At 60.2% G+C, this 20,169-nt stretch carries 21 protein-coding genes; all 21 read right to left on the minus strand.

What is annotated here, in order from left to right:
• Positions 1–21: 21 nt before the first annotated feature.
• The 21 genes from GSVR_RS17980 to GSVR_RS18080 all read right to left on the minus strand — a co-directional run bounded on the left by GSVR_RS17980 (position 22) and on the right by GSVR_RS18080 (position 20,169).
• The gene (locus GSVR_RS17980) at positions 22–1,524 is read right to left on the minus strand and encodes a radical SAM protein (protein ID WP_173201974.1); all 1,503 of its coding nucleotides are present in this window, start codon (positions 1,522–1,524) and stop codon (positions 22–24) included.
• Between the two features lie 108 nt (positions 1,525–1,632).
• Entirely contained in the window at positions 1,633–2,889 is a 1,257-nt protein-coding gene (locus tag GSVR_RS17985; RefSeq protein WP_173201975.1) for a hypothetical protein, read from the minus strand.
• 575 nt (positions 2,890–3,464) lie between these two features.
• Positions 3,465–4,988 carry a DUF2284 domain-containing protein gene (locus tag GSVR_RS17990; protein ID WP_173201976.1) on the minus strand — a complete coding sequence of 508 codons (1,524 nt, stop codon included), beginning with the start codon at positions 4,986–4,988 and terminating at the stop codon, positions 3,465–3,467.
• Positions 4,989–5,034: 46 nt separating this feature from the next.
• Positions 5,035–5,409, minus strand: coding sequence for a cytochrome c (locus tag GSVR_RS17995; RefSeq protein WP_173201977.1), 375 nt, complete (start codon positions 5,407–5,409; stop codon positions 5,035–5,037).
• A 179-nt stretch (positions 5,410–5,588) separates the two neighbouring features.
• Positions 5,589–6,710: a phosphotransacetylase family protein gene (locus GSVR_RS18000; RefSeq protein ID WP_173201978.1), complete on the minus strand. Its 1,122-nt coding sequence runs from the start codon at positions 6,708–6,710 to the stop codon at positions 5,589–5,591.
• 105 nt (positions 6,711–6,815) lie between these two features.
• Complete coding sequence (can, locus tag GSVR_RS18005) at positions 6,816–7,484, minus strand: carbonate dehydratase (RefSeq protein WP_173201979.1); 669 nt, start codon at positions 7,482–7,484, stop codon at positions 6,816–6,818.
• 134 nt (positions 7,485–7,618) lie between these two features.
• Complete coding sequence (locus GSVR_RS18010; RefSeq protein WP_173201980.1) at positions 7,619–8,458, minus strand: UbiA family prenyltransferase; 840 nt, start codon at positions 8,456–8,458, stop codon at positions 7,619–7,621.
• A complete protein-coding gene (coxB, locus tag GSVR_RS18015; RefSeq protein ID WP_173202050.1) occupies positions 8,455–9,354 on the minus strand; it encodes a cytochrome c oxidase subunit II in 900 nt (299 codons plus the stop codon). Before coxB ends, GSVR_RS18010 begins: the two co-directional genes overlap by 4 nt.
• Positions 9,355–9,382: 28 nt before the next feature.
• On the minus strand, positions 9,383–9,664 hold the full coding sequence (locus GSVR_RS18020; protein ID WP_173201981.1) for a cytochrome C oxidase subunit IV family protein: 282 nt from the start codon (positions 9,662–9,664) through the stop codon (positions 9,383–9,385).
• 61 nt (positions 9,665–9,725) lie between these two features.
• Complete coding sequence (locus GSVR_RS18025) at positions 9,726–10,328, minus strand: cytochrome c oxidase subunit 3 family protein (protein WP_173201982.1); 603 nt, start codon at positions 10,326–10,328, stop codon at positions 9,726–9,728.
• Positions 10,325–11,953, minus strand: a complete 1,629-nt coding sequence (ctaD, locus tag GSVR_RS18030; protein ID WP_173201983.1) for a cytochrome c oxidase subunit I — start codon at positions 11,951–11,953, stop codon at positions 10,325–10,327. Before ctaD ends, GSVR_RS18025 begins: the two co-directional genes overlap by 4 nt.
• 171 nt (positions 11,954–12,124) lie before the next feature.
• The gene (locus GSVR_RS18035; protein ID WP_173201984.1) at positions 12,125–12,997 is read right to left on the minus strand and encodes an SCO family protein; all 873 of its coding nucleotides are present in this window, start codon (positions 12,995–12,997) and stop codon (positions 12,125–12,127) included.
• Positions 12,998–13,083: 86 nt separating this feature from the next.
• Entirely contained in the window at positions 13,084–14,079 is a 996-nt protein-coding gene (locus GSVR_RS18040; RefSeq protein ID WP_173201985.1) for a serine/threonine protein kinase, read from the minus strand.
• Between the two features lie 133 nt (positions 14,080–14,212).
• Complete coding sequence (locus GSVR_RS18045; RefSeq protein WP_173201986.1) at positions 14,213–15,220, minus strand: hypothetical protein; 1,008 nt, start codon at positions 15,218–15,220, stop codon at positions 14,213–14,215.
• Positions 15,217–15,945 carry an ABC transporter ATP-binding protein gene (locus tag GSVR_RS18050; RefSeq protein WP_173202051.1) on the minus strand — a complete coding sequence of 243 codons (729 nt, stop codon included), beginning with the start codon at positions 15,943–15,945 and terminating at the stop codon, positions 15,217–15,219. The genes GSVR_RS18045 and GSVR_RS18050 overlap by 4 nt, the downstream gene beginning before the upstream one ends.
• 2 nt (positions 15,946–15,947) lie before the next feature.
• Positions 15,948–17,084, minus strand: coding sequence for an ABC transporter permease (locus GSVR_RS18055; RefSeq protein WP_173201987.1), 1,137 nt, complete (start codon positions 17,082–17,084; stop codon positions 15,948–15,950).
• Complete coding sequence (locus tag GSVR_RS18060) at positions 17,068–17,379, minus strand: hypothetical protein (protein WP_173201988.1); 312 nt, start codon at positions 17,377–17,379, stop codon at positions 17,068–17,070. The genes GSVR_RS18055 and GSVR_RS18060 overlap by 17 nt, the downstream gene beginning before the upstream one ends.
• An 18-nt stretch (positions 17,380–17,397) precedes the next feature.
• Entirely contained in the window at positions 17,398–17,880 is a 483-nt protein-coding gene (locus GSVR_RS18065) for a nitrous oxide reductase accessory protein NosL (protein ID WP_173201989.1), read from the minus strand.
• A 252-nt stretch (positions 17,881–18,132) separates the two neighbouring features.
• Complete coding sequence (locus GSVR_RS18070; RefSeq protein ID WP_173201990.1) at positions 18,133–18,603, minus strand: nitrous oxide reductase accessory protein NosL; 471 nt, start codon at positions 18,601–18,603, stop codon at positions 18,133–18,135.
• 29 nt (positions 18,604–18,632) lie between these two features.
• Complete coding sequence (locus GSVR_RS18075; protein WP_173201991.1) at positions 18,633–19,163, minus strand: peroxiredoxin; 531 nt, start codon at positions 19,161–19,163, stop codon at positions 18,633–18,635.
• A gap of 25 nt (positions 19,164–19,188) precedes the next feature.
• A complete protein-coding gene (locus GSVR_RS18080; RefSeq protein WP_173201992.1) occupies positions 19,189–20,169 on the minus strand; it encodes a hypothetical protein in 981 nt (326 codons plus the stop codon).

Genomic DNA, 20,169 nt, shown 5'->3' on the forward strand with positions numbered 1-20,169 from the left:
GGGCCTGGGTTCATTGGCTTCTCAGCCTGCCAGGCAATCCTGCACTTGGCGTATGAAGTTCCTCTCCAATACCGCAAATTCCCCGGGAGTGCACCTGCCGGCATGCTTCACGAACGCCAGGAAGCCCTCCTTCAGAAGGCGGTTGAGTGCGTCGTCATCGATGGTAAATCCTTTTGGGCAACCGGGATCGTGCCGCTCTCCGGCTGTGGCGCCTGCCTGCCGGTGAAGCGCATCGACTCCGGTGAAATAGGCGGTTGCAAGCCCTCTCATGGCGGAGCAGACCTTTGCTACCTGGGCATCCTTGAATCGATAGCTGGCTTCAAAGGGACGGCTGGGATCGGCCACCAACCGGCCGGCGCTTTCGAAGCGGGACCAGCCCCTGGAGCCGAACAGCACGATCTGGCTGTGATACAGCATGTTGATGGTCTGGTCGTGATCGGACAACAGTCCCAGGCGATCGAGGAAGCCGTAGTTCCGCAGCAACTCCTCCCGGGTCGTATCCGGTTCGAACATGATAAATCCGGCCGAGAGGCGCAGGCCGTGGTTGCGAACGCAGGCAACCGCAGCAGCGATCTGCTCCGGTGTGATGCGCTTGTTCATGCGCTGCAGGGCCGCTTCGCAGCCGGATTCAATGCCCAGAAAAATACTGGAGGCGCCATTTCTGACCAGAGGAGCCACCAGATCGTCAGTGATAGTATCGACCCGCGCTTCGAATCCGAATGGCACATGATGGGCCTGCACAACCTCTCCGATGGCGGCGATACGCTCCTTCTGCTCCGCACTATGACCGATGAAGGTTGGGTCCACAAAATAGACCTGCCGCACCTCCCGGCGTGCCAGACGCGTTTCCAACTCGTGCGCCAGAGATTCCACGCTTCTCTCGCGGCGTTTCCGGCAGCCGTAGTAGACGTTGATGAAGCAGAAACCGCAGTCGCCGAAGCAGCCCCGGCTGGCGGCAATGTTCAAGGCGCCATGAGCAAGATTGGCTCCCATATCGTCCGGGACCGGCAGCCGGGACAGGTCGGCCAAGGCTGCCCTGCGAACCATCTCCTGCCCTGCCCGGTAGAGCCCTGCGCAGGGGCCGGGTACCTGACCGGGGCGGACCTGCTGCAACAGGTCGTGCAGCGTCTGCTCGAACTCCCCCACCAGGATGAAGTCGAGCTGGGGGGCAAAGCCCGACAGACGCCGGCAAGCCAGGGTGGGAAAGAGTCCAAAGGCGCCGATCAGGGGCGTTTCGGCCCGCTTCAGCAGGTCCAGCACAGCCACGACGACGGGTTCGTGGCCCCAGGCATAGACCCAGTGAAACAGCACGATATCAGCCTGCTCCGCCAAGATCAGGCAACTAATAGCTACTTCGTCCGCCTGACTGCCGCTGAAGTCCAGATAGACCGTGTCCCAGCCGCAGGCACGGGCTACGGCCAGGGCGTAACCGCTGTTGAGGCTGGCCGAGAGCGGCGCATTGGCGACGTCATTGTAGTGCTCGATCGAGAGTGGGCGCGGGTTTTCGACGATGGCAATCTTCATGCGGTTCCGATTCGGGATGGGGGCAAAAAAATGTTGAACCGTTTTTAACGCGAGGACTCAGCAAGCTTGTCCATTATTCATCCTCTCTACGCCCTTTTTCTCTTTTTTTCACCCTGATGCCCGAGGCGAATCCAGGCGCCTGACGAGATATCGGTAGCATAGAAGGCACACAAAAAACAGGAGAATCAGCCCGGCAGCCAGAAAAAAGATATGATTCAAGACAGACTCGCTCCGAGTATTGATCTCGCTTAGGGCTTTGCTCAATGCTGCAGGCTTTTCCTCGGCTTCCTCGCCGGCAACAAATGCATTCATCATCACAACCAGCTCTTTTAATTGACGTGCCATCTCACTGGCCTTATCCAAAGTTTTCACATAATCAATCGGAGGCGAGCCATCTTCAAGTCTTTGAGCATGCAGCCGGGCAGTTAACACATCAATAGATTTGACAAGGTCATTGCCTACTGCCAAAGCCAGCCGTAATTCAACCACAGTATCTTTAATCAGTGGCTCATTCGCTTCCACATCAGACACCAGTCTTTCGTGTTCTTTGTCGAGCCAGTCCGTCAATTGACGAATGGTCTCTCTGCGTTCTTTGTTCACCGTACCGGGGAGGCTCTGAAACGTTTGTGACGCATTTTCAAAGGCTTTGGTTAACCGTCCAACTTCATCCTCAAGCTGCCTGACCTCGGGTTTAACGGCGACTTGATCCATCAACAGGTCGGTCTGGAGCGTCATAATTCGGGGCATACGCTGGAAGTAAAACATGGCGCGCTCCGCCGTGAGCAAAGCCTCGTCAACCTTTTCAAGAGATTTCTGCATCTGTCCCAGCAAGCTGTCGACTTCTTGTGTTCTCTCACCGGGATATTTGCCTCTCAACCCGGTCAGCTCCTTGAGCCGGACATCAGTAACATAATATTGTTGAGGGTGGGCAGCCCGCCATGCTTTGATCATGTCCCGCAACTCCCGGAGCTGGCCGGGGCTGAGCATTTCCCCGGCCAAGGACCAGATTTCTTTCTCAAACTGCATGTAGATTCCCACTAAATCCTTGGCCTCCGGGCCATAAACTTTCGGTATCCAGTATTCCTCGACAACCATGCGTTGCAGGGTAATAAATACAACCATATCCAGAAGATTGGCCGCAGGGTTGCGGTCGGCAGCCACCCGCATAACGGAAGAGATCAATGAGACTCTTCTGTATTTAAGGGCAATGCGTTTTGTGGGATCATCTATTTTCTCCAAAATTTTATCCATCTCCTCCCAGACCCGCGCGGTATATTGGTCCGAAAAGGCTATCACTTCAGCCTGCAGGCTCAAATAAGTACGCTTGGTTCCTCCTTTGCCTGCAAACTCTTTCTCGACTTCCATCTTGGGCTCTTTAGGCTTAAAAAGGTGAACGGAGCAGCCGGTAAGTGAGGTTACCGATAACAGAACCAACATGAAGGAACGTAAGCAAAGTATTGCTAGACGGTTTTCCATTCGCATGGCCATATTCTCCTCCCCTCCGATCGGGGTAAAGTCCAGATGATCAGGCGCGTCCCTCCTATTTAGTCCTATCAGATATGTACGGAACAGATCCCCCTTTTCATGTGCCGATCCCAAGTCCCCTTGTTGTACCATCATCTAAAAAAACGAAGCCGGACTGCGCCGCCGTAACTTTCACGGTCGTTTTCTTCCGGCAAGCCGACTGAGATCCTGAACATTTAACGGCCACGGTTAGTCTTACATGGCTGAATGCATCTCACAACAGTCTGAGCCCCATGGTTTTCCGGTCCCCGGTCACCTGAGGCTTGGCTCTTCACCCCACATATTAACAATTGTTAAAGACAGAGAGCTGCTTGTCAACTTTCGAAAGTGAGAGGAGAGGGGGAGGACTTAGGGGGTGATAATTGTCGTCAAGTGTAGATGTAAGCTGAGGGAAACAGCAAAAACTGGTAAGCTGCCTACTCTACCAGCAGCAGGCCGATATACTGGACGAAATCGTCATTGTTCCTGATCGGGCGCACCGTAATGCCGCAAGCTTCCGCCAGGGCGAACACGTCGCAGCCGCAGGATTCCAGCGAGGGGCGACGCTTTTCCGGGAAGCGGCAGGCGCGCTCGTCGCAGCTTTCGCACCAGCAGCACGGTCCGCCGGAGAATACCAGCGCCTTCTTGCTGCCCTGCAGAAAGGCCTCTTTTTCCAGCTCCAGCAGCCCCCTCTGGAACGCTTCCAGCGGCGGCTGTCCGGCTACGACGATTGCCTTGGAATAACAGGCCAGAAGCTCCCGGAATTCGCCCGTTCCCATCGAATGGGGGGGACAACTCCATTTGCGACCGTAGCATGAACAGCCGTAGCTGCACTTGGCCTTGACCCACGGTTCGATCCGGATCAGGGCGGGGTCGATGCCATTGGCCTCGAAAAATCCGAGCGCGAGGGCCTTCCTGCGCAGCACGGCGATTCGGTCGGTCCTGCTGTCGACCCGGGGATGGCGGGTGGCCACAATGGCATGGGAATAGGAGGGAAGTTCAAGGATCTCGACATGGCTGAATCCGGCCGAGCGCACCATGCGACTGGTTTCCTCGATGCTGTAAGCGCGGCCATTGTAGGTGTTGACCAGCATGTGCGCATCGTACAGAGCACCGAAATCGTTGCCATCGGTGAAAAAGTCGTGAATCACCAGCAGTCCGTCATCCTGCACGGTTTCACCCAGCCGGAGGAACATGGCTTCCACCTCCTGCGGCCCGTAGCAGTGGATCAGATTCGACAGCAGCAGGATTGAGGCGCTGCCGGCATGACGGCGGACAAAGGCGGCCGACTCCTGCGGATCGAGCAGGTTGCAGGGTTGAAGGCTGACCGGAGCATCCGCTGCAAAGGCTGCCAGTGCCAGTGTGTCCTCGAGGTCGCAGGCCACGGCGTGCCAACCGGCATGACGTTCCAGGAAAGTCTTGAGATAGGTGCCGTCGCCAGTGCCGATATCGATGAGCGTGCCCGCCGCGAAAGGAACCGGCAGCGCATCCCACAACTCCTGCGCCCGCACCAGGGCCGCCCCGTGCATGGCCTCCTGAAAAAGCCGGCGGCGCTGCTGCAGCTCTTCGGGAGCCAGATCCTCGGAGCGGCCCCCTTGGCCGTTGCGCAGGACCGCACCCAGCCCCTTCCACTTGTCCATCAGCAGCTTCTCGAATTCCAGCACCTTCAGCTGGTTCAGCCCACTCTCGCCCAGCAGGTATCTCCTTGAAAACTGCGAGAGATAGAGATGCTGGTCGTACTGTTCCAAAACGCCGAGCCGCACCAGCAGTTCCAGGAAGCGCGCCCCCTCTTGCTCTTTCATCCCGCCAGTCGCCAGCACCTCCGTCAGGCTGCATCCATTCTGGCCAACCGCCTCGATGATGCCGCATTCCACGGCCTGCATCAGGATCGACACCATCCGGTAGCCTGTCGTCAGGTCGCAGAATGTGGCGTATGTACCGTCCGAGGGCAGTATTTTCATTGTTATCCCATTGTCTCTGAGCTGAAACAGGCGAGTTCAGAACCTGTCATTTGAAGGAACGCAGAATATAGTCGGCGATTGCCCGGGCATCCCGGTCGGGCAGGCTGGCCTCATCGAACCTGATCATGCGCGAGCGGGGTTTGCGCACAACCCTGACGATATCCTCGGGGGTAGTGATATTGTTGGCTCGCAGAGTTGCACCGCGCAGGTTCCTGGCAGGATCGCTGACATTGCCGCCATCGGGATGACAACTGCTGCAGAACTGACGGAACAGCTCCTCGCCCGAGGCACTCTGCGGTTTCTGCACCGGAACCACTTTTGGCGCCTCGTTGTTCGTTTTCGAACCCTGAGGGCTGCAGGCCATGATCAGGCAGACAGGAACGGCCATCAGTGCGGCAGTGCGTGTAAACGACGTGAACATGGCGACCCCTTTCGAAAATTGAATCTGCAGACCATTTATCACAGAGGTCATGGAGAAAATTCAAGCAGTTACAGCTTTACACGTCTTCAGCGGCACGTGACTTAAAGTAGATTTTTATCGTTATTCCTCTCTGTGATCCCTGTGGCTGACTGCCGTTTTAGGTCAAATGGCAGTAGCAATTATGCGGTTCGTATGCTGGTCGAAGGGGTGAAAAGGAGGTCAAGCTCGTCGAAATCCAGGCTGCGTTCGGCCAGATTCCGCACCAGGTCCAGCTTTTCGGTGTCTTCGGCAGTGGTCTTGGACACATCCTCCGTAATGATGCGGTACAGTTCGGCAGTGGTCTGCAGCTCGGTGCGCAGGTAAGGGATGCGGCTGCGGTCGAGGATACGCTGGGTGATGGTGCTGATCTGGCTGATCCCGGGAATGACCAGGCCGGCAATGCGCGAGCGGTATTCCGGCATCTGGTACAGGTTGGCCAGGGTCACCAGCAATTCGTCGCGGCTGCTGGTAACGATCAGCAGGGATGACTCCTTGAGCAGTTCGGTGATGCGCTGGGTCGATGCGGCGCCGATCTGGACGTTGTGGATGATGCGCCCCATCTCGCGGCGGTTGCCGTGCAGCGGCAGGTTCAACAGGCGCGATATGCGCCGCAGGGTCGGGTTGGCCAGGACCGGCTGGTAATCGAATCCGCCGATGATGCGGAAGGGCTGGTCCGACAGCGCACGCCGGAGGTAATCCAGCACCCGCTCGCGCTTTTCGGGAATGAGCTTGTTGGCCAGCACAGCCCGCACCTCGGCACCCTCCTTCTCGAACAGGGCCAGGTTCATGCAGATCGTGTCGACCACGTTCCCCACCCCGCCCCCCGAGACCATCAGCACCGGTGCATCAAGCATGCGGGCGATGCGGGCATTGGAAAGTTTCAGGACCGAACCGACGCCGGGGTGGCCGGAGCCTTCGATGATGATGAAATCGCAGCGCCGCTCCAGTTCTGCAAAAGCCTGCAGAATCCTGTCCCGGAGGTCTGCCAGAGCGATGTCGCCGTCGATGAACCGGCGGGCGGTTTCGGGATACACCACCACTGGTGACATGGAGCGCAGATCTTTCTGAAGGCCGAACACTTCGGCTATCAGGGCCGCGTCCTTATCGACCGGTATCCCTCGCAGCATGGCGGGTTTGGGTCCCAAGGGCTTGATGAAGCCGACCCGTGCATATTTTTTCAGGGCCAGATGTAGCAGTGAAATGCTGGTGGTCGTCTTGCCGCAGTTCTGTCCGGTGGCCGCGATGAAGATCTTTTGCGCCATGGTTCATCCTCCCCGGCTGTGTGCACTCTGGATTCCGCGTATCTTCCCGGCGCCCGTCCCCTTATCTGTAGTTATATCACAGGCCCTTCGGCGTCACAGTACGCCTCAGGCGCAGCACCCGCAATTGTTCAGGCCGCTCAGGGCCGCATCGTAGATCTGGTCAAGCTCACCGGCATCGGCCACCGAGATCCCGAGATCGGTCACCAGTCCGTTCTTGAGGCTATAGATCCAGCCGTGTATCACCAGGTTTTGCCCACGCTCCCATGCCTCGCGCACGATGGTGGTTTTACAGACGTTCACGACCTGCTCGATCACGTGCAGTTCGCACAGCCGGTCAGAGACCGATTTCGATGACTCCTGTGGTAAGAGCCGCCGCTGGTGTTTCTGCTGCACATCCTGGACATGTCGCAGCCAATTGTCGATCAAGCCGAGCTTTCTGTTCTCCAGCGCAGCCTCGATACCGCCGCAGCCGTAGTGACCACAGACGATGATATGTCTGACCTTCAGTACCTCAACCGCGTACTGGATCACCGAGAGACAGTTCAGATCGGTATGGATGACGACATTGGCCACATTGCGGTGAACGAACAGCTCCCCCGGCAGCAGCCCGACAATTTCATTGGCCGGCACCCGGCTGTCGGAACAGCCGATCCAGAGATATTCCGGGGCATGTTGGTTGACCAGCCGCTGAAAAAAGGAGGCATCCTGCCCAGTCATCCGGATGGACCAATCACGGTTGCTCTCCAGCAGGTCGCTCAGATTTCTTTTCAGCATTCATAATCTCCTGGTTCGGAATATGGTCCGCACCCGCGGCACCGTGCAGCGCCCTACCCTATGTAAAACCTCAGTGCAAATCAACCCGAAAAAACATCCTCAAGCCCAGCCATCTGTGCAACGACATATTTTGGCTACCAGCAAAAAAGCTTCTGTCGCTCAAGCAGGATTGCCAGGGTCACCAGCAGGGGAAAGAAATTCAGGTAGGAAAAAAGGGCCGAGTCACAGCGGCAGAAGGCCATGACAACAGGCACCAGGGGAACCGTGGCGAACCAGGGGGCCAGCTTCGGACCGATCAGGCCAAAAGCCGGCAGAAGCATGGCGACAGCGGCCAGTGCCATCAGCCAGGGCAGCAGGTAGGCGACGGAAGCATGGCGTTCCGAAGCCGATCCCAAAAGCGGCAGTCCGGTGCAGCGATAGTCGTTGATGTGCCTGCTTTGAAACAGCCGGAAATGCGGAATCTGCCACAGATACAACAGGCCTGCCAGCAACACCGCGCGGAAATCGCGGGGATCTCCACCGGCAGCACTCCAGCCGATCAGAGGCGTCATGGCTCCGCACAGGGCGCCCACGACCGGGGCAAGAGAGGTATGACGTTTGAGGGGGGTATACACCGCCAGGTACCAGGCCAGGGCCACCCCCCCCAGCAGGGCCGGCAAAGCGCCTCCGGCCGCCGCCAGCAGAAGCAGGCCGGCCAGGGCGGCCGCGCCGCCGATGGCGGCTGCGCGGAGCGGCGTCAAATCCCCGCTGGGCAACGGGCGCAGACATGTCCGCACCATCAGGCGGTCGATATCCCGCTCCAGCACCTGATTCAATGCAGAACCGGCCGCAGCCAGCAGAACGACCCCGCCGTAGACCTCGACCAACAACGCCGGGTGCGTACCGGCCGAAAACAGGAAACAGCCCCCCAGAGCGGCGATACCGTTCAGCAACACCAGGCGCGGACGGAACAGCCGCATCAGGGAGACGATCATTTCAATTCCTTAATGAATTCGACGATCGCCTCCAGATCTTCCTTGGACAGATCAGGATTGGCGGGCATGATCGGCTGGAACCCCTCCACCACGGTCGCCATCGGCTCACGGATGGACTCTATCAGGAAAGCCCTGTCGGCGGTCACCGTCAGCGGCTTGCCATCCTTGGTCACTTTGACCTGACTGCCGAACAGCCCTTTCAAGGTGGGACCGATGCTGGGCGAGCCGTCCAGGGAATGGCATCCGACGCAGCCATGCTTCTCCATCAGCGTCCTGCCGTTACCGGCGGCGCCGGCGGTTTCCTGCTGCAGCCAGGCGGCAAACTCCGGCGCGGGCAGCGCCTCGATGGTGGTGATCATGGCCGAGTGCCCGGTGCCGCAGTACTGCGAGCAGAACAGGTCGTAGGAACCGGCCTTGTCGGCCACGAACCAGACATGGTTCTTCATGCCCGGCACCACGTCGCGCTTGACCCGGAAGGCGGGCACGTAGAAGCCGTGCACCACGTCCGGCGACACCAACTCCACCTTGACCGGCTTGCCCACCGGAACGTACAGCTTGGTGGCAGTCCTGCCGTTGGCATAACTGAAGCTCCATGACCACATGCGAGCAGTTGCGGTCACCTCCATCGCCCCTTCCGGCACGTTGCGCAATGCCAGGTAACCGGCCCAGCCGTAATAGAACATGGCCAGCACCAGTAAGGTCGGCAGCAGGGTCCAGACCACCTCCAGACGCAGGTTGTTCTCCACCCGCGAGGTCGGCTCCGGGGAGCGGGAACGGTGGTAACGGACGACAAAGGTCACCATGGCGGCTGTGATGCCGATCAACAGCACCAGACAGGCTCCGAAGATGAACATGAAGACCGGATCGATCGCTTCGGTCGTTGTTATCGGATGCATGGGGTTCACGGCGTCTCCTCACAGGCGGTTATCGATACAGCACATCGAAAAAGGTAAACCCGATGTTGACGGCAATGGCCACGAGGGCCACGAACAACAGAGCGCGCAGCAGCCGGCCTTCGTGCTTCATGTGCATGAATACGGCGATCACGAGCCCGGCCTTGAGCGAGGCGACCGCCAGGGCCACCAGCACGCGATAGCCCCCCAGGTCGAAACGCGTCACCAGCACGGTGACAACCGTCAGGACCAGCAGAGCTATCCAGACCAGGGTCAATGTGCGGTAGCTTATGATGTGGTGCTGTTCTCTCATGTATGACCTCTTGCATTCCCGGGAAAGGCGAGATACGCGGCGCAATAATCTGCAACGGCGGTTACAGGATCAGATAGTACAGCGGAAAGATGAAGATCCAGATCAGATCGACCAGATGCCAGTAAAGCGCCCCGTTCTCCAGCAGAACAAAGTGTTCGGCGTTGACCGAACCCCCCTTGACCTTGGCGGCGATCCAGGCCAGCAGCCCCCCTCCGATCAGGACGTGCAGGCCGTGAATGCCGGTAGTCATGTAGTAGAGACCGAAGAAGACCGATTCTCCCGGCGCCCCGGCCTTCAGGTGCTCCGAGCCGGGATAGATGCCGTGGCCGATTTTGGCGCTCCATTCGAAATACTTGATGATCATGAACCCCGTGGCACAGAGGATGGTACCGCCGATCAGTCCCACTGCCCGGCGCGCTTCGCTGCGCTGTGCGGCTGTCACCGCCATGGCGGCAAAAAGGCTGCTGGTCAGCAGGATCACCGTATTGGCGCTCCCGAGGACCCAGTTCAGCTGTTTTCCGGCGGTGGTGAACTCGTGGGGATAACGGCGAAGGTAGACCGCATAGAGCAGGAACAGGCCGCTGAACAACAGGAGCTCGGTAAACAGAAACAGCCACATGCCGAGCTTGGCCCCGGTGTAATCCTTATGCATTGGATGGCTCATGGGATGCCCGCCCCCCGATAATCATAGGGTCCGTGTGTCACCACCGGTTCCTGCAGGAAATTTTCCGAGGGGGGCGGTGTCGGAACGCTCCACTCCAGGGTGGCGCCCCCCCAGGGATTGCCGCTGAATTCCGCTCCCTTGAACAGTCCCCGGAACAGGTTGATCACCATCAGCACCAGTCCGGCCGCCAGAATCCAGCTGCCGATGGTGGCCACCAGGTTGAGGGGGGCGAACTCGGGCAGATAGTCGTAGTAGCGCCGGGGCATGCCGCGCATGCCGAGCACCTGCATGGTAAAGTAGAGGATATTGAAACCGGTGAACATCAGCGCCCAGGCAATCACGGCCGGTTTCTCGGCGTACCTGCGGCCGTAGAATTTGGGCAGCCAGTAGTGCATGGCAGCGAAAAAGGCGAAGCCGGCACCGCCGAACATGACGTAATGGAAATGCCCGACCACGAAGTGGGTGTCATGCACATGGATGTCAGTGGCAGCCGCGCCCAGGATCAGACCGGACAACCCGCCGATCGAGAACAGCAGGATAAAGGAGAGCGCGAACAGCATCGGGGCTTCCAGTGAGATGGAGCCCTTGTAGAGGGTCGAAACCCAGTTGAATACCTTGATGGCCGAGGGAATGGCCACGATGAAGGTCAGGAACGAAAACACCAGGACGGCGGTATCGCTCATGCCGCTGGTGAACATGTGGTGGCCCCAGACGATGGAACCGGCCGCAGCGATGGCGAGACTGGAAAAAGCGATCATCTTGTAGCCGAAGATCGGTTTGCGGGAAAAGACCGGGACGATGTCCGAAATCACCCCCATGGCCGGCAGGATCATGATGTAGACCGCCGGGTGGGAATAGATCCAGAACAGATGCTGGTACATGATCGGGTCTCCCCCCTGGCCGGGATCAAACAGGCCTGTGCCAAGGAGCCTTTCCGCCATTACCAGCACCAGGGTGATGGCCAGGATCGGGGTCGCCAGAATCTGCACCCAGGCCGTGGCATACAGCGACCAGGTAAAGAGCGGGACCCGGCTCCAACTCATCCCCTCGGCCCGCAGGCGGTGGATGGTGGTGACGAAATTGAGGCCGGTCAGGATCGATGAAAAACCGATCACGAACACGCCGAAAACGGCCAGGGAAACATTGGTCCCGGTGCGTGAGCTGAAAGGTACGTAGAAGGTCCAGCCGGTATCGGGGGGACCGCCGCCGGTAAAAAGCGCAACCACGATGATCACTGCCCCGATGATGAACAGCCACCAGGACAGAAGGTTCAGGCGCGGAAACGAGACGTCCCGGGCGCCGATCTGGATCGGCATGACCAGATTACCGAAAGAGCCCTGGAAGCCGGGAATGATGAACAGAAAAATCATCACCACCCCGTGCACCGTAAACAAGGCGTTGTAGGTCTGGGCATTCATGATGGTGCGGCCCGGCGCCATCAGTTCGATCCTCAGCAAAAGCCCGAGCACCGCCCCCACCAGGAAGAATCCGAACACCGAGTACAGATACAGAAGCCCGATCCGTTTATGATCGGTAGAAAAGATCCAGGCAGTGATGCCGCGCTTGCCGGTATCGTTCCAAAACCCGCCTGCGGCGGGGATATCAGCCTGTTCAACCTGGTTCATGTGTCCTCCGATTGAGCGGTCAAAAACAATCATATATGTCCTGTATCCAGGGGTGACGCCGGACTGCAGGAGCGCCTGAAAAAGCCGCCCCCGCCGCAGAAACGCTTTAAACCGCCGCGCTGCAGAGGTAGAGGCCTTTCAGGCGCGGAGGCAGGAAGGCGTCACCCGGATTCAGGATGTTCCCTTGCCGCCGCATTTTCTGCCGGTCACGATCAGATATGCCAGAAAACCGCCCGTGCACAGGATCACCACTGTGGCGCTGACCCGCAGCAGATTGAAGACGTAGGTCTTGTTGGCCGGGTCATAGGTGAAGCAGTAGTCGACCACCTTGCGGATGGTGGTCCCCACTCTCCCCTCACGCGCCTCGACCAGCGCCAGGCTCACGTCTTTGGCCAGGAACGAGGTCCCGTACAGGTAACGCACGATGGTACCGTCCCCGGCAATCACCAGACTCGCCACCGGATGAATGAAATCGCGCCCTTTACGCTGGAAATGGTAACCGGCAGCCTCGGTCAGGCGCCGGATGTCAGCCGCGTCGCCGGTCAGGAAGCGCCAAGCTTGTGGGGGAAGAGGGGGCTTCATGTTTGTCAGGTACATGCGTTTGGCACGTGCCGCCTGTTCAGACGTCTCGGTATCGTCGATGCTGATCGAGATCACCCGGTAGTCTTGGCCGGGGGTGCGCCGGATGTCCGGCAGCACGCGGGCCAACCCGCTCTGGAGATAATTGCAGACATTGGTGCAGCCGTAATAGACCGGCAGGATGATGGTGGGGCCGCTGATCAGCCCCCCCAGGCGGACCGATCTGCCTGACTCGTCCCGAAAAGCGATGTCCAGAGGAAGCTTGGCGCCGAGATGTTCCTCCAGGCCGACCGCAGCCTTTTGTGGCGAAGCGGCCTGTTCCGAGTGTTGCTGGTGTTCCTCGACATGGGCGGACACCGGGGCGGCTGACAGGACCAGTGCCGTCAGCAGTGCAGGTTTCGACAGCCCCTTGGCCAGCCGAAGTAAAACACCTTGTATATCGCTGAATTTAAGGCAGTTTTTCACAAATCGTCCTCCTGAAGCCTCAAGAGTTTCTAACACTATCACATTACATTCCGGGTCGCAACGACGAGCTGCTCCAGCTTCTGATCTCACTCCAGCTCCAGTGGCGGCTCGTCCAGCAGCGCCAGTTGCTCGCGCAGCTCCAGGATCTGTTCCCCCCAGTAGCGCACGGTATTGAACCAGGGGAAGGTCGCGGGAAAGATCGGATCGTGCCAGCGGCTGCCGAGCCAGGCGCTGTAATGGAGCATGCGCAGGGTGCGCAGCGCCTCGACCAGGCGCAGCTCGCGCGGGTCGAAGCGGTTGAACTCGTTGTAGCCCTCGATCAGCGCCTCCAACTGGGCGGTGCGGCGCTGCCGGTCGCCGGAGAGCATCATCCAGAGATCCTGCACCGCCGGGGCCAGGCGGGCGTCGTCGAAATCGACGAAGTGCGGGGCATTGTCGCGCCAGAGGATATTTCCGGCATGGCAGTCGCCGTGGGTCCGGATCAGACGGAGCGGGCCGAAATCGGCCAGCAGCGCATCGATGGCTTCGAGCAGCTGGCTGGTCACGGCCTGGTAGCTGGCTAGGTACTCCTGGGGGATGAAGCGTTCGATTATCAGCGCCACGGCTTCATGCCCGAAGGTGCGGCTGTCCAGCACCGGGCGGTGACTGAAGGGCTGCACTGCGCCGATGGAGTGGATCCGGCCCAGCATGCGCCCCAGGATCAGCAGGTTGTCCAGGTTGTCGAACTCCGGGGCGTGCCCCCCCTGGCGCGGGTACAGGGCAAAGCGGAACTCCCCGTGGCGGAACAGGCTGGCCCCGTCCGGATTCATCCAGGGCGCCACCACCGGCAGCTCGTGTTCGGCCAGCTCGAAGCAGAAGCGGTGTTCCTCGAGGATCTGCTCGTCGCTCCAGCGTCCGGGGCGGTAGAACTTGGCGATCAGCGGCTGCGCCTCCTCGATGCCGACCTGATAAACCCGGTTCTCGTAGCTGTTGAGCGCCAGGGTGCGGCAGTCGCAGCGAAAGCCCTGGCTTTCGACGGCATCCATGATAAAGGCCGGGGTCAGGGTCTGGAAGGGATGCAGGCTGGTATCGGTATCGGGCATGAAAGTCTCGCTCGGCTTTGAAATGCTCACAGTAATAGCATAGCATCTGCACGGCTGCAACCAGGGTGAACTTTGGAATGGAACGTGAGAACAGGGAGGGCGTGCAACTGCTCGTCCGATTATCCGGCAGATTTCAAGGCAGGCCCCCGACCATCAACCTGAAAGGGGTTGACAGCATCTTTCCGGCCACGATCAGGGTGAAGAGCAGGTACAGCACCATGGCAACCAGGACCAGCCTGCGCTGGATCGATGGAATGATCCGCACCAGGCTGCTGCGGTTTCTGAAGGGCATCAGCGCCCCTACCCCCAGTCCCGCAGTGCCCCCTCCCAGCAGCGTGGCATACAGGACATAACCGACATGGCCGTACTCCTGCTGCAGGAGGCAGAAGGGGCAGTGGTGGGTCGGCAGTTCGTAGAAGTAGAGGCAGATGAATGAGACCAGCGAGGCGGCTGCCATGATGAAGGCGACAAAGCTGGCGGCCGAAAACAGGTAGCCGCCGCGGTCTTTCAGCCGGAACCACGCCCCGCTCACCATGGTCAGCACCATGGCGCCGAAGAAGAGTACCGCCATCGGAGCGGCCGGCAGGGCGGCCAGGTCCCCGGCGATGTTCCGCTTGTCCAGGCTGAACAGGCTGCCGCAGCAGGAGGTGATCACATTCGCCTGCAATCCCCCGAAATACCCGAAAAGGGCCACGGTCTCCATCAGCACCAGCGGGACCAGCAGCATCAACAGGGCATACTTGGCCTTGATCAAGGGGTAGTCGTAGCCCCGGTTGTCGGCACGATTGACGATCAGCCACACCCCTGCCAGCAGGCAGTTGACGATCTTGAGCAGCAGCACCGGATAACCGTACGGATTCACGTTCAGGCTGCCGGCCGCGCACATGGCGCCTACGAAGCGGGAATGGAGCGCGTCAGCCGTGAAGATGAACAGGAACAGGGAGAGGATCTGGAACACCAGCACGCTGCCCAGGATGGCCGAGATCAGATAGGTCCGGCGCTCGAGCCGCAGCTGAAAATCGCTGCCGCTGCGCAGGTCCCATTTCCGCAGGATATGGTATCCGTACCAGCCAGCATAGATGAGCAGCAGGCTGATCAGGACCGACGTCAGTACCAGGGCGATGACGGCAGGGTGCATCATGGTGTGCCCCCGCTCCCGATGATGCGTCCGTCCCGCATCTCCACCACCCGGTCGGCCAGCGGCGAATCAAAGACGATCGGATCGTGGCTGGCGATCAGCACGGTCCTGCCCTGCTCCCTGAAGGTGCCGACGATCGCCATGAACTCCCGCGACAGCGTGCTGTCCAGGTGCGCGGTCGGCTCGTCGGCGATGATGACGGCGGGGTTGTTGATCAGGGCCCTGGCAATGGCGGCGCGCTGCAGTTCGCCCCCCGAAAGCCACTCCACCCGCGAGGCGGCCTGACGGGAAAGGGCGAACAGTTCCAGAAGCTCCATGGCCCGGCTGCGGCAGGCGGCATGGCTCTCACCGGTGGGATAGGCCGGGAGCATGATGTTTTCCAGGACCGAGATGCCCCGCACCAGGTTGAACTGCTGAAAGATGAAGCCGAAGGCCGAGCGCCGGATGCCGGTCAGGAAACGCTCCGGCAGGCTGGAGATGTCGAGGCCTTCTTCGGGAGGGCGTTCGGGAAGAAAATCGGGCCGGATACCATGCAGGCGGATGCGGCCCGACGTAGGACGTGCCATGCAGCCGATCAGGGCCAGGAGCGAGGTTTTGCCGGAACCGCTGGGGCCCTTCAGGATGGTGACTCTGCCCGGCTCCACGGTCAGGCAGACATCGTCCACTGCCGTAAACTGGTTGCTCTTGCCGGTATTGAAGGTTTTGGTGACGTGGGAGAGTTCGATCATGGTCATGACCTCATGGCGGCGTCCGGGTCGCTGGAGGCGGCCAGCCAGGCCGGAACGATGGTAGCTGCCGTATAGGGGAGTACGGACAGAAAAAAGAGCACCGTCACCTGGAAGGCGTCGATGACCGGCACCAGCCTGAAGCGGGGATAGAGGACCGACCATCCCTTCAGCGCCGATTCGAACAGGCCGGCGGAGAAGAAGAACACATGGCCATAGGCCAGCACGATCCCGACCAGAAAGGCGGTCAGCGAGATCACGGCCCCTTCCCAGAACTTGAGCAGCAATACGTCGGAGGTTTCCCAGCCGATGGACTTGAGGATGCCGATCTCCTTGCGCTCCTCGGCGGAGAGGCCGGTGGCCTTGTCCCAGGCGAATATGACGAACGAGAGCACCGCCGTAGCGAGGATCACGACCATCATGCCGCCCCGCCATTCGAAAATGGCGTCGTAGGTCCTCAGGATCTCGCTCTTCAGGATGGGGCGCGTGTCCGGGAACAGTTCCGCGATCTTGGCAGCCACGGTGGCCTGCTCGCGCGAGTTGGCCACGGTGACGGCCAGGTCGGTGGCATATCCCTGCGGCAGGTTGAATAACGCGTGAAAATCGGCGGCGGACATGACGATCAGGTCGGCCGCCACCAAGTCGGAAGCCGCCGGATACACCCCTCCTACGGTTACCGGCAGCGGCTCGCCCCTGGAGGAGCGCAATGCCGTCACATCCCCGACCTTGATCTGCTGATTTCGCGCAACGCCCGCTCCGACGAGGATTCGCCCCGGCGCGACGATCGGCTCTTCCGGCACCATCACCGTATAGGTGGCGCCAAAGGCCGGATGAAAGTAATAGCCCCACAGCCGCGGCGCCACCCTGCCGACCCCCCGGATGGCGCCGATCCGCTCGGCATAGCCGGCCGGTATCAGGTCGTGTCTGCCAGCCGCCAGCCGCTGCACCACGATGTCGGGTGCCTCCGCAAGGATCGCGGCGGCCTCCTGCCTGACGGCCTGGACGAAAAAGATCAGCGAGGCGAGTACGAAGACGATCAGCGTGTACACCGCCAGCAGGGAGAGATTTTTCACCTTACGGCGCAGCAGGGACGAAAGGGCGAAATCGATGATGTTTTTGTGACGGTTAACGCAGGTGTTCATGGGGCCTCTCAAGTCCGGCAGGGGGAGATAGGAACGATCCCGAGGGAAAATGCTCCAGGGCTACGGGATGTTCCTGAAACGGTGCATGCCTGTCCGCCATGGCAGGGTTGCGGGTATAGCGTGCATCGGTGAACAGGCACAGGTCGGTCAGCCGCAATTCGCGCACCAGGGTTGCGCGATGCCGGCGCTCGGTCCTGCCGTCGTAATGCCGGCGAAACGCGGCGTGCAGCACCGCCAGGAGGCATGCCGCCACAGAACAGGCCGTAAAAAGCAGGTAAATGGTGGATTTGCGCATGGCGTACCTCTCGGCCTGCTATTCCAGCGTCTTCAGCAGGGCCGGCGTGATTTCTCCGAAACGCAGGATCTTCCTGCCCCCATGGTCCTTGAGAAAGGCCTGGGCGTCGGCCTGTTTCTCAAACGGCACCAGTTCCTTGCCCATGGGGCCGTAGACGTCGCTTCCCATCACATAGAACGCCTGGCGGGCATCGACCGGCCTGAGCGCGTAGTAGTCCTTGACCGTGACGGATGCGATCGTGGCCCGGCTCCTGGCCGGGGTATACTTCCCGATGTCGTGATAATATGTGAAGAAATCCTTGGCTCCGTCGAAAAAGAGCACCGTGGCATCGTTGAAGGTGACGCTTGCGGTCCAGTCAGGGAATTTGGCGACGAACATGCCGCACACCGGGCATTTGTCCCGGGCTGATGGGACCAGGGGCGCCGCCAGGGCAGTGCAGACCGTCGAAAGCGCAAGAATGGCACTGTACGTGAGCAACGGGACATATCGATATCGTTTCATCTAGTGATCCTTTCGGCCGGTTCCGGCAGGATTGAGCCCCTGCCGGAACCGCTGTGTCGCGTATACCTGAATTCGTGAGGTCGTACTGCCGGAGTACCTGAAAGAGCCGGGGCCTGAACGTCGCCGGGCTGTGGCAGGTAGCTGAAACGGCTGGCCCTCCGTCGATATGCCACATGCCGCAGAAACGCAAAGGCAGAGGCCTTTCAGGCGCGTAGGCCGGGAGGCCTCACGGATTCAGATTATAGTCCCCCGTCATCGGCGGGACGGCGGCGCGGCATCCAGACGGGCCGCCTCCAAAGCTGTTTTCCAACCCACGATCTCGCCCCCGTTCGCCGTAACAAAGGCCTGGGCCGCGCTTCGGGTGCCAAAGGCCCATGTGGGGCGCATGGTCATGACCCCCCGTTTGCTGCCCCCCATGACCCAGACTGCGGTTTCCGCCTCGATCAACGCGCGGGTGTCGCGGTCTGCGACCAGCAGGGACCGTACCCGTTTGTCCCGGTGCTTCTCCAATTCCGTTACGGTGCAGTGCAGGCTGCATGTTCCCACCTCGCTCCCATCCTCGTAGCGTACCAGCATCCGGCTGAAGCCGTACGCTTTGCGGTCCATGCCGCAGTAGGTGCATTCGCGGTGTGTGTCGATGTCGTTTCCGGCTGCTGCGGCAAACGCCATGACAGCGAGCAGGACTGCGGCCAGGATGCATGTCATTGCAGTCTTTTTGTACATATCGATAGAACCTCCTGATGGTGATCGTGCTACGGCAGGGCCGTCAATGCGGTCCGCAGCCGTGAACCGTCCTGATAGTCTTCATTCATGGTGATGATCCCCGTACCGTCGATAACAACGGTGGTCCCCATGGTGCCCTGATAACTGCCCAACAGCACCTGTCCCACATCCGCCAGCACCGTGAAGCCGCTGCCGGCGTATCCGGCGGACGTTGCGGCGTTCGCTGCGTCCGTAACGGAACCGGAAACGTAATCGACCAGGAGGAAGGCAACGTCGGGAAAGGAGGGCATGACAACCGAACGGAGATGGTTCATGTGGATGTCGCAAATGGGACACCACATGGTGAAGTAGAGCACAAGGCCTTTTTTGCCGGCCAGGGCCGAAGAAAGGGTGACAGTGGCTCCGGTGATATCCCGGGCCGAGAAGTCGGGGGCCTGCTGTCCGACCGACGGGCCGGTCGTACCGGTCTGGACCGGCGGACGCTGGTCCTCGCCGGAGGGAAACAGGTTGTCGCCGCAGCCGGTCAGCAGGCAGAGCAGAACCAGCATGAGCAGCAGCATGTTTCGCTTCTGGATGGGATCTGAATTACCTGAAAACATAGCGTACCCCCACGGTAATGATGTCGGTAGTCGGGAAGTTCCTGCCCCAGCCGCTTTCGGCAATGGCGTGATTCCACGCAACCCTGGCGCTCCAGTCCCGGTCGAGATTGGCGTAGCTGAGCGCCAGTCCCACAGACTGCTTTTCAAAGCCGCCGGTGATGTCGTCGGCGCCGTTGATGCTGCCGTTGTCTTCGTGGAGGTAGCTGTAGGAGGCGGTACCGGTCAGGGTATCGCCGCCGGTGCCGAGCACATAGCGGTATCCGCCCGAGACCGAGGCGGAGAAGCGGTCCCCCAGTTCTTTTCGGTAGGGCTCCACAAACCGGCCATACTCCCGGTTGACGGAACGCTCGAAGTGGGTGCCGTAGGTGAGGGCGATGGATGCGTTCCAGGGCTGGATGGTCTTTTCGATCAGCAGATTGCCGTCCAGCCGATAAAAGCCCCTGCCGGTCACGTCGAAGCTGCTCTTCACGTCATCGTAGGGAGAGATGCCGGTGGGAAGCACCAGGGAGAGACCAAGGGTGACCGCCGGGATCAGGTCGCGCGCCTCGCGGATCCTCCAGGCGGATTCGTCGTCCAGGGCCTCGTACCAGAGGGAAAGCGTGGTGTCGCCGAGACCGCTGGTGCTCGACGACAGCCCGGAATACTTGTTTTCGTTCCACACATAGGGGAGGGTGATGCCGGCCTGCCAGTCCCTGGCCAGACGATGGGCGTACCCCAGGTTCAGCCGGTACTGTTTCAGGTCCGAGCCGGGCGGGTCCGACTTGTGGGTGCCGTTCTGGTTCCAGTAGCCATCGTACGACTCGATATCAAAGGAAAGGTCGGCCAGGGCCCTGGCGTACTTGGGCACGATCAGCGAGGTGGCCGAGCCGCCGCCGCAACAGGAGGCCGCATGAGCGGACGCGGGGAAAAGGGGGGCAGCCCCCGCGAGGAGGGCTGCCGTGACGATGAATGAATGAAATGCTTTCAT

This window comes from Geobacter sp. SVR (assembly GCF_016865365.1).
In the GTDB taxonomy this organism is placed as follows: domain Bacteria; phylum Desulfobacterota; class Desulfuromonadia; order Geobacterales; family Pseudopelobacteraceae; genus Pelotalea.

What these genes read in the sequence shown, in the direction of transcription:
- GSVR_RS17980 (WP_173201974.1), bottom strand. Translation starts at nt 1,524, where the DNA reads ATGAAGATTGCCATCGTCGAAAACCCGCGCCCACTCTCGATCGAGCAC.
- GSVR_RS17985 (WP_173201975.1), bottom strand. Translation starts at nt 2,889, where the DNA reads ATGGAAGTCGAGAAAGAGTTTGCAGGCAAAGGAGGAACCAAGCGTACT.
- GSVR_RS17990 (WP_173201976.1), bottom strand. Translation starts at nt 4,988, where the DNA reads ATGAAAATACTGCCCTCGGACGGTACATACGCCACATTCTGCGACCTG.
- GSVR_RS17995 (WP_173201977.1), bottom strand. Translation starts at nt 5,409, where the DNA reads ATGTTCACGTCGTTTACACGCACTGCCGCACTGATGGCCGTTCCTGTC.
- GSVR_RS18000 (WP_173201978.1), bottom strand. Translation starts at nt 6,710, where the DNA reads ATGGCGCAAAAGATCTTCATCGCGGCCACCGGACAGAACTGCGGCAAG.
- can (WP_173201979.1), bottom strand. Translation starts at nt 7,484, where the DNA reads ATGCTGAAAAGAAATCTGAGCGACCTGCTGGAGAGCAACCGTGATTGG.
- GSVR_RS18010 (WP_173201980.1), bottom strand. Translation starts at nt 8,458, where the DNA reads ATGATCGTCTCCCTGATGCGGCTGTTCCGTCCGCGCCTGGTGTTGCTG.
- coxB (WP_173202050.1), bottom strand. Translation starts at nt 9,354, where the DNA reads ATGCATCCGATAACAACGACCGAAGCGATCGATCCGGTCTTCATGTTC.
- GSVR_RS18020 (WP_173201981.1), bottom strand. Translation starts at nt 9,664, where the DNA reads ATGAGAGAACAGCACCACATCATAAGCTACCGCACATTGACCCTGGTC.
- GSVR_RS18025 (WP_173201982.1), bottom strand. Translation starts at nt 10,328, where the DNA reads ATGAGCCATCCAATGCATAAGGATTACACCGGGGCCAAGCTCGGCATG.
- ctaD (WP_173201983.1), bottom strand. Translation starts at nt 11,953, where the DNA reads ATGAACCAGGTTGAACAGGCTGATATCCCCGCCGCAGGCGGGTTTTGG.
- GSVR_RS18040 (WP_173201985.1), bottom strand. Translation starts at nt 14,079, where the DNA reads ATGCCCGATACCGATACCAGCCTGCATCCCTTCCAGACCCTGACCCCG.
- GSVR_RS18045 (WP_173201986.1), bottom strand. Translation starts at nt 15,220, where the DNA reads ATGATGCACCCTGCCGTCATCGCCCTGGTACTGACGTCGGTCCTGATC.
- GSVR_RS18050 (WP_173202051.1), bottom strand. Translation starts at nt 15,945, where the DNA reads ATGATCGAACTCTCCCACGTCACCAAAACCTTCAATACCGGCAAGAGC.
- GSVR_RS18055 (WP_173201987.1), bottom strand. Translation starts at nt 17,084, where the DNA reads ATGAACACCTGCGTTAACCGTCACAAAAACATCATCGATTTCGCCCTT.
- GSVR_RS18060 (WP_173201988.1), bottom strand. Translation starts at nt 17,379, where the DNA reads ATGCGCAAATCCACCATTTACCTGCTTTTTACGGCCTGTTCTGTGGCG.
- GSVR_RS18065 (WP_173201989.1), bottom strand. Translation starts at nt 17,880, where the DNA reads ATGAAACGATATCGATATGTCCCGTTGCTCACGTACAGTGCCATTCTT.
- GSVR_RS18070 (WP_173201990.1), bottom strand. Translation starts at nt 18,603, where the DNA reads ATGTACAAAAAGACTGCAATGACATGCATCCTGGCCGCAGTCCTGCTC.
- GSVR_RS18075 (WP_173201991.1), bottom strand. Translation starts at nt 19,163, where the DNA reads ATGCTGCTGCTCATGCTGGTTCTGCTCTGCCTGCTGACCGGCTGCGGC.
- GSVR_RS18080 (WP_173201992.1), bottom strand. Translation starts at nt 20,169, where the DNA reads ATGAAAGCATTTCATTCATTCATCGTCACGGCAGCCCTCCTCGCGGGG.